This window comes from Sphingomonas sp. S-NIH.Pt3_0716 (assembly GCF_003950715.1).
Lineage (GTDB): Bacteria > Pseudomonadota > Alphaproteobacteria > Sphingomonadales > Sphingomonadaceae > Sphingobium > Sphingobium yanoikuyae_A.
This window is the reverse complement of record NZ_QLJK01000006.1, coordinates 38,350-52,725: the sequence shown is the minus strand read 5'-3', so window position 1 is coordinate 52,725 and position 14,376 is coordinate 38,350. Positions and strand designations below refer to the sequence as shown.

The 14,376-nt window shown below is 63.8% G+C and carries 14 protein-coding genes and 2 tRNA genes; 6 read left to right on the top strand and 10 right to left on the bottom strand.

What is annotated here, in order from left to right; all coding sequences use genetic code 11:
• The first annotated feature begins 118 nt into the window (after nucleotides 1-118).
• Nucleotides 119-1,567, top strand: a complete 1,449-nt coding sequence (locus BRX37_RS06250; protein WP_125985940.1) for a cobyric acid synthase — start codon at nucleotides 119-121, stop codon at nucleotides 1,565-1,567.
• Between the two features lie 72 nt (nucleotides 1,568-1,639).
• Here the strand turns inward: BRX37_RS06250 and BRX37_RS06245 are convergent.
• The 4 genes from BRX37_RS06245 to BRX37_RS06230 all read right to left on the bottom strand — a co-directional run bounded on the left by BRX37_RS06245 (nucleotide 1,640) and on the right by BRX37_RS06230 (nucleotide 2,474).
• A tRNA-Arg gene (locus tag BRX37_RS06245) sits at nucleotides 1,640-1,716 on the bottom strand.
• A 120-nt stretch (nucleotides 1,717-1,836) separates the two neighbouring features.
• Nucleotides 1,837-2,019 carry a hypothetical protein gene (locus BRX37_RS06240; RefSeq protein ID WP_004207302.1) on the bottom strand — a complete coding sequence of 61 codons (183 nt, stop codon included), beginning with the start codon at nucleotides 2,017-2,019 and terminating at the stop codon, nucleotides 1,837-1,839.
• A 92-nt stretch (nucleotides 2,020-2,111) separates the two neighbouring features.
• Nucleotides 2,112-2,291, bottom strand: a complete 180-nt coding sequence (locus tag BRX37_RS06235) for a hypothetical protein (RefSeq protein WP_125985939.1) — start codon at nucleotides 2,289-2,291, stop codon at nucleotides 2,112-2,114.
• A 106-nt stretch (nucleotides 2,292-2,397) separates the two neighbouring features.
• Nucleotides 2,398-2,474, bottom strand: a tRNA-Arg gene (locus BRX37_RS06230).
• 138 nt (nucleotides 2,475-2,612) lie between these two features.
• Here BRX37_RS06230 and BRX37_RS06225 point away from each other — a divergent pair.
• Complete coding sequence (locus tag BRX37_RS06225; RefSeq protein WP_125985938.1) at nucleotides 2,613-3,104, top strand: hypothetical protein; 492 nt, start codon at nucleotides 2,613-2,615, stop codon at nucleotides 3,102-3,104.
• 45 nt (nucleotides 3,105-3,149) lie between these two features.
• On the opposite strand, the gene ppdK is transcribed toward BRX37_RS06225, so the two are convergent.
• From ppdK to BRX37_RS06210, 3 genes are all read right to left on the bottom strand, one after another.
• Nucleotides 3,150-5,849, bottom strand: coding sequence for a pyruvate, phosphate dikinase (ppdK, locus tag BRX37_RS06220; protein ID WP_125985937.1), 2,700 nt, complete (start codon nucleotides 5,847-5,849; stop codon nucleotides 3,150-3,152).
• A 138-nt stretch (nucleotides 5,850-5,987) separates the two neighbouring features.
• Nucleotides 5,988-7,991: a glycine--tRNA ligase subunit beta gene (gene glyS / locus BRX37_RS06215; RefSeq protein WP_125985936.1), complete on the bottom strand. Its 2,004-nt coding sequence runs from the start codon at nucleotides 7,989-7,991 to the stop codon at nucleotides 5,988-5,990.
• A complete protein-coding gene (locus tag BRX37_RS06210) occupies nucleotides 7,991-8,863 on the bottom strand; it encodes a glycine--tRNA ligase subunit alpha (protein ID WP_004207307.1) in 873 nt (290 codons plus the stop codon). The genes glyS and BRX37_RS06210 overlap by 1 nt, the downstream gene beginning before the upstream one ends.
• 134 nt (nucleotides 8,864-8,997) lie before the next feature.
• Between BRX37_RS06210 and BRX37_RS06205 the strand changes: the two genes are divergently transcribed.
• The 4 genes from BRX37_RS06205 to pth all read left to right on the top strand — a co-directional run bounded on the left by BRX37_RS06205 (nucleotide 8,998) and on the right by pth (nucleotide 12,297).
• Nucleotides 8,998-9,924, top strand: coding sequence for a TraB/GumN family protein (locus BRX37_RS06205; protein WP_125985935.1), 927 nt, complete (start codon nucleotides 8,998-9,000; stop codon nucleotides 9,922-9,924).
• Between the two features lie 4 nt (nucleotides 9,925-9,928).
• Nucleotides 9,929-10,819 carry a TraB/GumN family protein gene (locus BRX37_RS06200; protein ID WP_125985934.1) on the top strand — a complete coding sequence of 297 codons (891 nt, stop codon included), beginning with the start codon at nucleotides 9,929-9,931 and terminating at the stop codon, nucleotides 10,817-10,819.
• A gap of 115 nt (nucleotides 10,820-10,934) precedes the next feature.
• Nucleotides 10,935-11,546, top strand: a complete 612-nt coding sequence (locus tag BRX37_RS06195) for a 50S ribosomal protein L25/general stress protein Ctc (RefSeq protein WP_004207310.1) — start codon at nucleotides 10,935-10,937, stop codon at nucleotides 11,544-11,546.
• 181 nt (nucleotides 11,547-11,727) lie between these two features.
• A complete protein-coding gene (gene pth, locus BRX37_RS06190) occupies nucleotides 11,728-12,297 on the top strand; it encodes an aminoacyl-tRNA hydrolase (protein WP_125985933.1) in 570 nt (189 codons plus the stop codon).
• A 6-nt stretch (nucleotides 12,298-12,303) separates the two neighbouring features.
• Here the strand turns inward: pth and BRX37_RS06185 are convergent, their stop codons facing one another.
• The 3 genes from BRX37_RS06185 to BRX37_RS26665 are packed head-to-tail and all read right to left on the bottom strand — an operon-like array spanning nucleotide 12,304 to nucleotide 14,359.
• Nucleotides 12,304-13,110, bottom strand: a complete 807-nt coding sequence (locus tag BRX37_RS06185; protein WP_125985932.1) for a porin family protein — start codon at nucleotides 13,108-13,110, stop codon at nucleotides 12,304-12,306.
• An 18-nt stretch (nucleotides 13,111-13,128) separates the two neighbouring features.
• Nucleotides 13,129-14,184: a linear amide C-N hydrolase gene (locus BRX37_RS06180; RefSeq protein WP_125985931.1), complete on the bottom strand. Its 1,056-nt coding sequence runs from the start codon at nucleotides 14,182-14,184 to the stop codon at nucleotides 13,129-13,131.
• Nucleotides 14,185-14,212: 28 nt separating this feature from the next.
• Nucleotides 14,213-14,359 (bottom strand): hypothetical protein, encoded by a 147-nt coding sequence (locus tag BRX37_RS26665; RefSeq protein WP_161730658.1) that lies wholly within the window; start codon nucleotides 14,357-14,359, stop codon nucleotides 14,213-14,215.
• Nucleotides 14,360-14,376 lie beyond the last annotated feature (17 nt).

Sequence of the window (14,376 nt, the reverse complement as noted above, 5' to 3'; positions counted from 1 at the left end):
ATGGTATCCTGATGGGTGGCCGGGTGGGGGTGCGGGCCGGTGCGGATGCGCCAGAGGCGCATTTCCAAACAGACTCTAAACCCTTGCCATCATTGCCGCCGGCTTGCAGGAACAGGCCATGGGCGCAATCATGCTGCAGGGAACCGGATCGGACGTCGGCAAATCGGTGCTGGTGGCGGGGCTATGCCGCGCCCTGCTCCGCCGGGGGTATCGCGTCCGGCCATTCAAGCCACAGAATATGTCGAACAATGCCGCCGTCACCGTGGACGGCGGCGAGATTGGCCGCGCACAGGCGCTGCAGGCGATCGCCTGTGAGGTCGAGGCGCATACCGACATGAACCCGGTGCTGATGAAGCCCCAGGCCGACCGGACGTCCCAGTTGATCGTCCACGGCCAGGTCCGCGGCACATTGGGCAGCGGCAATTTCCGCAGTGCTCGCGGGCAGTTGCTGGGCGCCGTGCTGGAAAGCTATGAGCGACTGAAAGCGCAATGCGACATCGTCGTGGTCGAAGGCGCCGGATCGCCGGCCGAGATCAACCTGCGCGCCGGCGACATTGCGAACATGGGCTTTGCCCGCGCCGCCGATGTACCGGTGCTGCTGGTCGGCGATATCGACCGGGGCGGCGTGATCGCGGCGATCGTCGGCACCAGGGCCGTGATCGACCCGGACGATGCCGCGATGATCCGTGGCTTCCTGATCAACAAGTTCCGGGGCGACCCCGCGCTGTTCGAGGATGGATATCGCCAGATCGAGGCGCTGTCGGGCTGGCGCGGCTTTGGTGTTATACCCTGGCTGGAGGCGACCGCCCGCCTGCCCAGCGAGGATGCGGTGGTGCTGGAGCGGACAGCACAATCCGGAACCGAGCGCACCATCATCGCCTGCCCCATCCTGCCGCGCATTTCCAATTTCGACGATCTCGACCCGTTCAAGCTCGATCCCGGCGTGGAATTGCGCATGGTGCCACCCGGCCAGCCAATACCGGCCGAGGCCGCGCTGATCGTCCTGCCCGGCTCCAAGGCGACGATCGCCGACATGGCGGCCATGCGCGCGCAGGGCTGGGACATCGACATATTGGCGCATCATCGCCGCGGCGGCGCGATCCTGGGCATTTGCGGCGGATATCAGATGCTGGGGCGCCATATCGCCGACCCTGACGGCATCGAGGGGCCGGCCGGCACGGTCGAGGGCCTGGGTCTACTCGACGTCGAGACGCGACTGTCGGCGGGCAAGCGGCTGGAACGGGTCGACGGGGTGGCGCTGGGCGCCGTCTTTAGCGGCTATGAGATGCATATCGGCGAAACGACCGGCCCCGACAGCGGCCGCCCTTTTGCAAGCCTTGGCAGCAATGCAGACGGCGCAATCAGCGCTGACGGCCGGGTGATGGGCACCTATGTCCATGGCCTGCTCGCCAGCAGCCCGCTGCGCGCGGCCCTGCTTGCCCGGCTGGGCGCTGATGGCGGCATGGCGGATTATGATAAGTCGGTCGACATGGCGCTGGATGCGATCGCCGCCCGGCTGGAAGAGCATCTGGACATCGACGCGATCGTCGCCTTGGCGCTCGGCTGAGCGCCCATTTCCCAAACGCCAAATGGGCCGGGAACCTTGCGGTTTCCGGCCCATTTTATTCCTGTGAAGGAATGGTGCACCCGGAACGATTCGAACGTCCGACCCTCAGATTCGTAGTCTGATGCTCTATCCAGCTGAGCTACGGGTGCGTTGTGGAGGCGCAGATATAAGGGCCCGGCTGATCTGGCAACCCCCAAAAATCATCAATGTGAAATTTATGCGAAAATCACCGACAAAAGCCCGCATTTCCGGGACTTGGCCCTCGCCGCCTATTGCTTGCGCCGCGGCCAGGGATGGAGAATCGGGATGTAGATGGCGGCAATGATGCCCAGCGCCAGGAAAGTGAGGCCGATCGCCAGCGCAATCACCCAATAGCGCGGGTCTTCCTGCGACACGAACCAGCCCGCAATCAGCGACGGGATGAACAGAAGGAGGCGTGCGATCCAGACCATGGATATTCCCCGCATGTCGAACGATGCGATGATCCTAGCATGCTGACTTCGGCAGGGAAAATAATCTGGAAGCCACTTTGGCCTCCGATCGGTCATTCCCGATAGGGTGGCCGCAGTCGCATGCCCTTGGTCCGGCTGGTCAGGTGATATTGGCGGCACAGCGCGCAGCGATACGGGCGAAGGACGATATCGGCCCGATGGGCGACAGCCCAAGCCTCCTCCTCCGTGGCATAGCGTGCCTTGCGAGTGCAGATGCCCAATGTCGTGCGCATATAGGGATGCTTCGCCAGATCGCGCCCGGCGTCAATGCCGATTGACGCGGCAAAATCTCAAGCAACCACAGTGAGTTGCGTTCGATCGTTCAGCGATGAAGGAAAATGGTGCACCCGGAACGATTCGAACGTCCGACCCTCAGATTCGTAGTCTGATGCTCTATCCAGCTGAGCTACGGGTGCATTGGAGTGGCGCTGTTAGAAGCGTCCGGCGGTGCTGGCAAGCACTTTCTTTCACTTTTTTCGACAATGCCCGAACCATGGGCGTTTTCGGCAACTTCCCGGCGGGCTGATCGTTTCGACGCTGGAAAGGATGCCGACATGAGCTTCACACCCAATGAGATTGCGCTGCTGTTGGTGGCGCTGCTGGCCGGCCTGGTGCTTGGCCTGATGATGAGCGGCCGGGGCAAATATAAGCGCCTGTGGCGCGAGGAGCAAAGCGCCCACCACCATGCCATCCGGGATCGCGATGCGCGGCTGAATGCCGCCAATGAACGGATCGCCGAACTGGAGCGCCAGTCCGCCCCGATCGGCCCCGGCACGGCCACCGCCGTGGCCGGCGGCGTGCAGGGCCGCGATGACCTCAGCCGGATCAACGGCATCAGCCAGACGCAGGAGGTCGCGCTCAACGAGGCGGGCTATCACCGCTATAGTCAGATCGCGGCCCTGAATGGCGAGCAGGAAGCGACGCTGGAAGCCCGCCTGGGGCTCAAGCCCGGCACGATCGCGCATGAGGACTGGCGCGGCCAGGCGCACGATCTGGAACGGGGCGAGAAGCCGGGCCTGCTGAGCCGCCTCACCGGCCAGGCCTGACCCCCTGAAACGAAAAGGGCGGGAGTTGCCTCCCGCCCTTTCCTCTTACTTCTTCGCCAGCGCGGCCTGCGCCGCGGCGAGGCGGGCGATCGGCACGCGATAGGGCGAGGCCGAGACATAATCGAGGCCGGTAGCCTCGCAGAAGGCGATCGAGGCCGGGTCGCCGCCATGTTCGCCGCAGATGCCGAGCTTGATGCCGGGACGGGTCGCCCGACCGCGTTCGGCCGCTAGTTCGATGAGCTGACCCACGCCTTCCACATCGATGCTGACGAACGGATCGCGGGCGAAGATGCCCTTGTCGACATATTGCGTCAGGAAGCGGCCGGCGTCGTCACGGCTAATGCCGATGGTCGTCTGGGTGAGGTCGTTGGTGCCGAAGGAGAAGAATTCTCCGACCTCGGCAATCTCACCGGCCTTGAGCGCCGCGCGCGGCAATTCGATCATCGTGCCGACCAGATAGTCGACCGACGCGCCTTGCTCGGCGAACACGTCCTTGGCGACCTGATCGACGATCGCCTTCATCAGTTCCAGCTCCTTCTTCGTCGCGACGAGCGGGATCATGACTTCCGGGATCGGCGCTTCGCCGCTCCGTTCCTTCACGATCAGCGCGGCTTCGAAGATGGCGCGGGCCTGCATCTCGTAGATTTCGGGATAGGTCACGCCCAGGCGGCAACCGCGATGGCCCAGCATCGGGTTGAATTCATGCAGTTCGGCGGCACGACGCTTCAGCGCCTCGACACCGACGCCGGCCGCCTTGGCCACTTCCTCGAACTCCGCTTCGCCATGCGGCAGGAATTCGTGGAGCGGCGGATCGAGCAGGCGGATGGTCACGGGCAGGCCGGCCATCACCATGAAGATCTGCGCGAAATCGTCACGCTGTTCGGGCAGCAGCTTGTCGAGCGCGACGCGGCGGCCCTTCTCACTGTCGGCCAGGATCATTTCGCGCACGGCGGTGATGCGGGCCGCGTCGAAGAACATATGCTCGGTACGGCACAGGCCCACGCCTTCGGCCCCGAAGTCGCGTGCGGTCTGGCAGTCGAGCGGGGTTTCCGCATTGGCGCGCACCTTCAGGCGACGGACCTTGTCGGCCCAGGCCATCAGGATGCCGAAGTCGCCGGCCAGTTCGGGCTGCACGGTCGGCACTTCACCCGCCATGACTTCGCCGGTGGCGCCGTCGATGGTCAGGATATCGCCTTCCTTCAACTCGCGGCTGCCGATGCGCAGGATCTTGTTGGCATTGTCGATCGACAGGCTGCCCGCGCCCGAGACGCAGGGACGGCCCATGCCGCGCGCCACCACGGCGGCGTGGCTGGTCATGCCGCCCCGCGCCGTCAGGATGCCCTTGGCCGCGTGCATGCCGTGAATATCTTCCGGACTGGTTTCGACGCGGACCAGGATGACGGCGTCGCCCAGTTCGTTGCGACGCTCGGCGGTGTCGGCATCGAACACGATCGCGCCGCTGGCTGCGCCCGGCGAGGCGGGCAGGCCCTTGGTCAGCACATCGCGCGGCGCCTTGGGATCGAGGGTCGGATGCAGAAGCTGGTCGAGAGCAGCGGGATCGACGCGAGCGACGGCTTCTTCTTCCGAGATCAGGCCTTCATTGGCCATTTCAACCGCGATCTTGAGCGCAGCCTTCGCCGTGCGCTTGCCCGAACGGGTCTGGAGCATCCAGAGCTTGCCCTGCTGCACCGTGAACTCGATGTCCTGCATGTCGCGATAATGGGTTTCGAGGATGTCGAACACCCGTGCCAGTTCGGCATAGGTTTCGGGCATCGCCTCTTCCATCGACAGCGGCTTGGCCCCTGCCCGCTCGCGCGCCTGCTTGGTGAGGTACTGCGGCGTGCGGATGCCGGCAACGACGTCCTCGCCCTGAGCGTTGATCAGATATTCGCCATAATAGGCATTCTCACCGGTCGCGGGATCGCGGGTGAAGGCGACGCCGGTGGCCGAGGTGTCGCCCATATTGCCGAACACCATCGCCTGCACATTGACGGCCGTGCCCCAGTCGCCGGGGATCGAGTTCAGGCGGCGATAGACCTTGGCGCGGTCCGCCTGCCAGCTGCCGAACACGGCCGAGATCGCACCCCAGAGCTGGTCGGCGACATCCTGCGGGAAAGGCTTGTTCCAGAGCTTGGCGACCAGCGCCTTATATTCCGAAACCAGCGCCTTCCAGTCGTCGGCGGTCATTTCGGTGTCGAGCGTGTAGCCCTGATCTTCCTTGGCGATTTCAAGGGCTTCCTCGAATGCGCCATGATCGAGTTCCAGCACCACGTCCGAATACATCTGGATGAAACGGCGATAGCTGTCCCAAGCGAAACGCTCGTCGCCCGATGCAGCGGCCAGGCCCAGCACAGTCTCGTCATTGAGGCCGAGGTTGAGGACAGTGTCCATCATGCCCGGCATCGAGATGCGCGCGCCCGAGCGGACCGAAACCAGCAGCGGATCGGCCGCGTCGCCGAACTTCTTGCCGGTAACCGCCTCGATATGGGCGATGCCATTGGCGACTTCCGCCTTCAGGCTCTCGGGATAGACGCCGCCATCGGTATAATAGCGGGTGCACATTTCGGTGGTGATGGTGAAGCCCGGCGGCACCGGCAGGCCGATCGCGGCCATGCCGTCCAGGTTCGCGCCCTTGCCGCCCAGCAGATTCTTGTCGCCCTTGCCCCCGTCGTTCACGCCACCGCCGAAACGATAAACATAGCGCGTCGAAGTGGTGCTCATCTGGGCCTCTTCCGTCATAACCATATACCGGCTCTCCCTGCACTGATTGCCGAGTTGTGCGTTGCAATAATAATGCCGCAATTAGCGGCTCAAGCCATTAGGGGATAGGACTTATCCCGCTTAACTTCGCATATTTCCCGCAGATTTTGGAATTTCGTTTCCTTATCCTGTAATCTTCGAAAAGTCGGCGACATTGTGCACTGCATCACGGACCCGCGCCAGCAGCGCGAGGCGAGTCGTGCGCTTCGCCGGATCAGCATCATTCACCGTCACGGTCTCAAAGAAGGCGTCGATCGGCGCACGGAGCGTCGCCAGCGCCGCCATGGCGCCCTCAAACTCCTCGGCCGCGACAGCCTGTGCCGCCTGCGGTTCCGCCGCGTCGAGCGCAGCGATCAGATCAGCTTCCGCCTTTTCGGGTTCATAGGAAAGCGAAATCGCCTCCGCCTGCTCCACGCCTTCCTTCTTGAGGATATTGGCGGCGCGCTTGTAGCCCGCGAGCAGATTGGCACCATCATCGGTCGCGACGAAGGACTGGAGCGCCTTCACGCGGGCGAGCAGGCGGACAAGGTCGTCCTCGCCGCCCAGCGCGAACACCGCGTCGATCAGGTCGTGGCGAACGCCGGCTTCCTTCTGCTGGACCTTGAGGCGGTCGGCGAAGAAGTCGAGCAGGTCGCCCTCTGCAACAGGCATACGCAGACCATTGGCGGTCACGATCTGGATCACGCCAAGCGCCGCACGGCGCAGCGCGAACGGGTCACGCGAACCAGTCGGCTTTTCATCGATACCGAAGAAGGAGCGCAGCGTATCCAGCTTGTCCGCCAGGCTGACCGCCACCGTCACCGGCGCGGTGGGGACGTCATCGCCCTGCCCGACCGGCTTGTAATGGTCGCGGATCGCATCGGCGACGGCATCGGGCAGGCCTTCGGCGCGGGCATAATAGCCGCCCATAACCCCCTGCAATTCGGGGAATTCGCCGACCATTTCGGTGACGAGGTCCGCCTTGCACAATTCCGCCGCCTGGCGCGCCAGCGCCGGGTCGCAGTTCGGCACGACACCTTCGCTCGCCAACCATTCGGCCAGTTGGGCGACGCGCGCCACCTTGTCGGCGACGGTGCCCAGCTTCTCATGGAAGGTGATGCGGTCGAGCTTCTGCGCCTGATCGGCGAGCGGGGTCTTGCGGTCCTGCTGCCAGAAGAAGCGGGCGTCGCTGAGGCGCGCGGCCAGCACTTTGCGGTTACCAGCGACGATCGCCACGCCGCCATCCTTCGCTTCGATATTGGCGGTGCAGATGAAGGCCGGGGCCAGCTTGCCCGCTGCATCGCGCAGCACGAAATATTTCTGGTTGATACGCAGGGTTAGCTGAATGACTTCAGGCGGAACCTCAAGAAATTCCGGATCGAAATCGCCGAGTAATGGCACCGGCCATTCGGTCAGGCCGGCATTCTCCGCGACCAGGCCCTTGTCCTCGATCACGCTATAGCCCTTGGCCGCGGCGGCCTCGCCGGCCTTCGCCTCGATGATCGCCTGACGCTCCTGATGCGAGACGATGACATAAGCGGCGCGCAGCTTGTCGGCATAGTCGTCGGCACCGTCGATGCGGATGGCGCCGGTCGAATGGAAGCGATGCCCCACCGTCTCGCGGCCAGCCTCGATCCCCTCGATCGACAGCGGGACGATCTCGCCGTCGAGCAGCGCGATGATGCCCTGCAGCGGGCGGACCCAGCGCAGGCTTTCGGTGGTGGCGCTGGCCGCGCCCCAGCGCATCGACTTGGGCCAGGGGAAGGCGCGGATCACCGCCGGCACGGCTTCGGCCAGCACGTCGGTGGTGGCGCGGCTGGGCTTGTTCACCACAGCGAACCAGACGCCGTCGCGATCCTCCAGCTGATCCTGGGTCAGGCCGGTCTTGCGCAGAAAGCCTTCAAGCGCCTGCGCCGGGGCGCTGGTGCGGGGGCCTTTGAATTCCTCGCTGACCGCCGCGGTTTCCAGCGGCAGGTCGCGGGCGATAAGCGCCAGGCGGCGCGGCGTGACGAAGCTGTCGATCGACGCGGGCTTGAGCCCGGCCTTGGCCAGTTCCTCGGTGAAGAGGCGCGCCAGATCGTCGGACGCCTTCAATTGCATACGCGCGGGAATTTCCTCGCAGCGCAGTTCGAGGAGGAAATCGGTCATCAGGCGGTCCATCCGTTGGTCTTCATCCACGCTTCGCAGCTACCCTTCGCCATGTCGCGGACCTGGCCCATATAGCTGGCGCGCTCCTGCACGGAGATCACGCCGCGCGCCTGCAGCAGATTGAAGGTGTGGCTGGCCTTGATCGCCTGCTCGAAAGCCGCGAGCGGCACATCATTGGCGATGCACTGGTCGTACTCGGCCTTGCAGTCCTTGAACCAGCGGAACAGTTTTTCGGTGTCGGCGACCTCGAAATTCCATTTCGACATCTGCCGCTCATTTTCCAGGAATACATCGCCATAGGTGACGCCCTGGTCGTTGAACTTCAGGTCATAGACGCTGTCGACGCCCTGAATATACATGGCGAGGCGTTCCAGGCCGTAGGTCAGCTCGCCCGCGACCGGCTTGCAGTCATAGCCGCCCATCTGCTGGAAATAGGTGAACTGGGTGACTTCCATGCCATCGCACCAGACTTCCCAGCCCAGGCCCCAGGCGCCGAGCGTCGGGCTTTCCCAGTCATCCTCGACAAAGCGGATGTCATGGACCAGCGGATCGATGCCGATTTCCCGGAGGCTGCCCAGATACAGTTCCTGCAGGTTGGCAGGGCTGGGCTTCATGATCACCTGATATTGGTAATAATGCTGCAGCCGGTTCGGGTTCTCGCCATAGCGGCCGTCGGTCGGACGGCGGCTCGGCTGGACATAGGCCGCGTTCCAGGGCTTGGGGCCCAGGCTGCGCAGCGTGGTCGCCGGGTGGAACGTACCCGCCCCCACTTCCATGTCGTAGGGCTGAAGAATGACACAACCCTGCTTGCCCCAATAGGCGTGCAGGGTGAGAATGAGGTCCTGGAAGGAAAGCGCTTTGCCCTCGGCCACCGGTGGTCCTTGCAATAATGACAGATTATGGTCGGCCGCGCCTTGGCGCAGCGCGGGCCAAGGGTCAAGGAAAAGCCGCGTCGAACAGGGTTAAGCCGCTTGCCCTGCGCGCCCGGCGCCCGCATGGAAGGGATATGAGACTGACCGCTTTCCCGTCCCGCTGGCTTGCCGCGGGACTTTTGCTGCTCGGCGCCTGGGGCCAGACCCAGCCCGTCGCCGCCCGCGAACCCGCCAACATCGCTGCCAACGTCGCCCCTGCCCTGTGGCAGGTGAAGGACGCCGACACGACCATCTATCTGTTCGGCACCGTCCATGTGCTGAAGCCGGGGATCGACTGGTTCAAGGGCGGGGTGAAGCAGGCGTTCGACGCGTCGGACGAACTGGTGCTGGAAATCATCGAGCCGGAGAATCCCGGCGAGATGGCGCAGATGATGGCGGGCAAGGCGATGGCGACCGACCGGGTCGCCCTGTCCACCCGCCTCGCGCCCGATGCCGCGCAGAAATATCGCGCAGCGATGGTGGCGGCCGGCGTGCCATGGCAGTCGTTCGAGGCGTTCAATCCCTGGATGGCGGGCATGATCCTGTCGGTCGCGCCGCTGCAGAAGCTGGGCTATCAGTCCGACATCGGCGCGGAGAAGATATTGCGCGCCGCGGCCGAGAAGGCCGGCAAGAAGGTCGACGCGCTGGAAACGGTGGAGCAGCAGCTCAATTTCTTCGCCGACCTGCCGATGGCGCAGCAGGTCCAGTTCCTCAACGCCACGGTCGAGGGCATGGACGGCATGGAAGGCGAGTTCGCCGCCCTGCTCAATCACTGGCAGACCGGCCAGCCGGACAAGCTGGCGGACGAGATGAATGATTCGCTCAAGGCCACGCCGGAACTGGCGCAGGTGCTGCTGATCAACCGCAACGCCAATTGGGCCAAGTGGATCAAGGCGCGACTGGATCAGCCCGGCACCGTCTTCGTCGCGGTCGGCGCGGGCCATCTGGCCGGCAAGGGCAGCGTGCAGGATCAGTTGAAGACGCTGGGCATCGCCAGCGCGCGCGTGAAGCAGGGGGAATAAGGCCATGACAAGCTGGATGATCCGTTTTCTGGCCCTCTGCGGCCTTGCCCTTATCTCCGCGTGCGGCAGCGAGCAGAAGCCCCCTGCCCCCAAGGTCGAGGCCGGCCAAGGGCCAGCGCTGTGGCGGGTGGAACGCGCAGGCCTGGACGGCTGGATCTTCGGCACCATCCATGCCCTGCCCGAAGGGGTCGACTGGCAGACGCCGACGATCAAGCAGGCCTGGAAGGATGCCGACCAGCTGGTGCTGGAGGCCGCCGACCTGCAGGACCAGCAAAAGACGCTGGGCCTGTTCGAGAGCATGGGCCGCAGCCCCAACCTGCCCGCGCTCGACGCGCGCGTACCGGCGGGCGAGCGCCCCGAACTCGACCGGATCGTGAAGGAAGGCGGCACCAGCGCGCAGGCACTGTCGGGCTATGAAAGCTGGGCGGCCGCCATGCTGCTGTCCGCCGCATCGCAGGAAAGCCTGAACGTCAGCCAGGAAAATGGCGTCGAGCCGGTACTGATCGCCGCCTTCAAGGGCCGGCCGATCGGTGGCCTCGAAACCGTCGAGCGCCAGTTCGGCGCCTTTGACGGCCTGCCCGAAGCGGCGCAGCGCAAGCTGCTGATCCAGACCATCCATGAAGCCAAGGACATGAAGACCCTCTATAATCGCATCCTGAGCGCCTGGGCCAAGGGCGACATGGAGGCGATCGCCAAGGAGGACCAGAATGGCGAGCAGCCCGACCCGGTGGTCGAGGACGCGATCCTGACCGCGCGCAACCGCGACTGGGTCGGCGCGGTCGACAAGTTGAAGGGCCGTCCCTTCATCGCCGTGGGCGCCGGCCACCTGACCGGCAAGGACAATCTCGTCGATCTGCTCAAGGCGAAAGGCTATAAGGTCACGCGCGTGCAATAAGCCAACGCTAAACTTGCTTTATCGCCGCTTTCTGCTACAGGGCCGCCTTCCCGCGATGGTCATCCCTGGAGGCGTGGCGGGAAAATTGTATCAAATTTGCTTTTGGAGACACGCAATGAGCGAGCAGCTTACGCTGTCGGCCGAGGCACGCGATCGGGCAGGCAAGGGAGCCTCCCGCGCCCTCCGCCGTGAGGGCCGCGTACCCGCCGTCATCTATGGTATGAACGAAGAACCCCTGTCGATCCACGTCGAGGAAAAGCTCCTCAACAAGCAGCTCGGCACCGGTCACTTCTTCAATTCGGTCATCATGGTCGAAGTCGGCGGCAAGACCGTCCGCACCCTCGCCAAGGATGTGGCCTTCCACCCCGTGACCGATCGTCCGCTGCACGCCGACTTCCTGCGCGTTTCGGAACATGCCACCGTGACCGTCGCTGTCCCGGTGCGCTTCGAGAATGAAGACGCCTCGCCCGGCCTCAAGAAGGGTGGCGTGCTGAACGTCGTCCGTCACGACGTCGAACTGGTCGTCGATGCCGCCGAGATCCCCGATGACGTCGTCGTCGACCTCAAGGGCTTCGAAGTCGGCGATTCGATCCACATCAGCGCCGTGACCCTGCCCAAGGGCGCGAAGGCTGCGATCGAAGACCGCGACTTCACCATCGCCACCATCGTCGCTCCCTCGGCTCTCAAGAGCGCCGAAGGCGAAGCCGCCGAGGGCGAAGGCGAGTAATCGCCTTACAGCTTGCTTGCAGGCTGGAAATTCCGATCCCGCCGGAGGGCGGTCCACTCCATATCGGAGAGGGCCGCCCTCCGGTTTTTCTGCCGCATTTTCCGAGCCGCCGGGCGTACCGCCCGACTTGAAAATGCTATGCCTACTCGGCGGGCGGGATTTTTCTTTGGAGCCATGAAACATGCAGATCTGGGCCGGCCTCGGCAATCCGGGGCAGCAATATGCGATGCACCGGCACAATGTCGGCTTCATGGCCGTGGACCTGATCGCCGACATGTATCGCTTCTCGCCGCCCAAGAAGCAGTTCCAGGGCTGGGTGCAGGAAGGGCGGATCGGCCCGGAGAAGATCATCCTGCTCAAACCCGCCACCTTCATGAACGAAAGCGGCCGCGCGGTCGGCGAGGCGATGCGCTTCTACAAGCTGACACCGCAGGACGTGACCGTCTTCCATGACGAACTCGATCTCGCGCCGATGAAGGTCAAGGTGAAGCGCGGCGGCGGCAATGCCGGCCATAATGGCCTGCGGTCGACCGACGCCCATATCGGCAATGATTTCCGCCGCCTGCGCCTGGGCATCGGCCATCCGGGCCACAAGGACAAGGTCCATGGCTATGTGCTGGGCAATTACCACAAGAGCGAGATGGACGCGCTGGCCGACATGCTGGGCGCGATCGGTGCCGAGGCGGAATGGCTGGCGAAGAATGACGACGCCCGCTTCATGAACGAAGTGGCGCTGCGGCTGGCCGACTGAGGCGGATCAGAAGCGCGCCGACAGACCCAATAGCGGCCCTTCCTGCGATACGTTCCAACGAAATTGCTGGCCGGTAAAGTCGCGCATCCGATATTGCTGGTGAACGAAGCGATAGCCGGCACGCACGGTCAGCGGCAGGCCGGCGAGGCGCAGCCGATAACCGATCGTCCCCTCACCATCCATGCTGGATTTGCTGTCGGTGAAGCCGCCGACATTCAGGCGCGCGTCGATCACCCAGTGTCGGTCGATATCGCCCGCCGTGCGGACGCCGGCCAGCACCTCCGTCCAGTCGGCCTTGCGATTGGCCTCCATACCCAGCGTCGCGACATCGGCCGACAGTTTCGACCAGCGCAAACCGACGACCGGCGCGAAGGTAAAGCGCCGCCGATCCCCATGGACGGTTCGCTCCGCCATGCGATGGTCGATGATATTATAGAAGAGGCCACCCGACACATGGGTCTTCCTGATGCCCAGTCCGACCTGCTGGTGATAGACGGATGCGTCCTGACTGGTCTTCACATATTGGCCATCGACATAGGCGCCGACCTTGCCATTGCTCAGGAGGACTTCACCCATGGTGACGAAGTCGAGATGGTCGAATATCTCCGAGAAGGGCATGTCGACCCTGGTGCGGAACCCAGCCAGTTCCGCATTGCCGTGCAGCGATGCCGCCCAGACATAGGGCGAGACGGTGAGATGCCAGCCCTGATCGGGCGTGTCATCGGACAGGTGCGCCGGCGCCTCCTGCGCCAAGGCCGGTCCGGCATAGACAAGGGCATTGGCGAGCAGGCAGCATAGAGGAAGATATCGCATGGCGGCGCTCCCGGCCGATCAGGACAGTCCCAGAAATTTGAAGGCCGGCGCATCCTTGAACTGTCCGCTGACCTCGCCCGAATAGGTTTTGGTCTGGTTCGGGCCAAGATCGAGCTTCTTCACCTTCGCGGAAGGGGCAAAGTCGATCGTCTTGAGGTCGACCCAGAAGCTGTTGGGGGTCATGGCGGATTCGAAGAAATAGAGCTTGCGCTTGTGGTCCGCGACCGTGCGCCAGCGGGTCGAGGAGATATTGGGCTGGTCGGGGGTCGAGATGCCGAGTGGCACCGAGACATTGCGGATCACGCTGAACACGCTGGCCAGCGCCGTCACCGGGTCTTCGCTCTTGGGAATGGCCTTCACATAGAAGGAGGCGCGGGCGAAGCGATCGGCCGAGCGGTTGGTGCCCGGCAACATGGTGGTGCCGCCAATATCCTTCCAATAGGCGTTGAGTGCCAGTTGCTCGTCGAAGATCGGCGAATTGGTCATCACCGGATATTGCGGGCCGTGATGGATCACCAGCTTGCCCTTGATATATTCGAAGATGGCGCTGTCGCCCGACGCATCCGAAATTGCGAGGTGGAGCGTGCCGAGCCGTTCCTCGCCGGGAATATTGTCGGTGACGACGACAAAGCTTTCCTTGCCCAGTGCGTCGACCGCCTCCTTCACCGTGGCGAAATTGTCGAGCACATATTGGGTCCAGATGGCGATGCTCATGCCCGGCTGCTTGCCATCGAAATGCGGATATTCGGATTCGACCAGCCACAGGAGATTGGCGGTCAGCCCTGCCTCGTTCATGCCGTCGGTGGTGGAAATGTCGTAACCGGTGGCGATCACGCTGCCATAGCGGGACGTCCATTTGACCGAATTGGGGCCAGCCTCCCCACTGCGCGCGATGCCGCGCGGAAAGATCCAGAGGTTGGTGCCGACATCGACCTTCCAGTCCATCGACCGGGCGGTGATCACATCGTCATTGGCGCCATGATAGACCAGGCGCGTGCAGGCATCGGCCGATACCGAAGCCAGTTGCGCCGTCAGCAGCGCAAGACCGGACAGGAAAGCAGGCAGACGAGACATGGAACCTCCTACAAAGGTCACGATACTGTCACTGAAAATGCCGATTTTCTGAATAGTTGCCATGGGTGATAACCCGCATGACGGCTTTGGCCAACCCGTCTCTTGCGCAGTAATCGCATGCGATCACGGCCGCCCGCACCTTCGGCGCGACAAAGCGCATTGCGCAGTGCAGCATGAACAAGCCATAGAGGC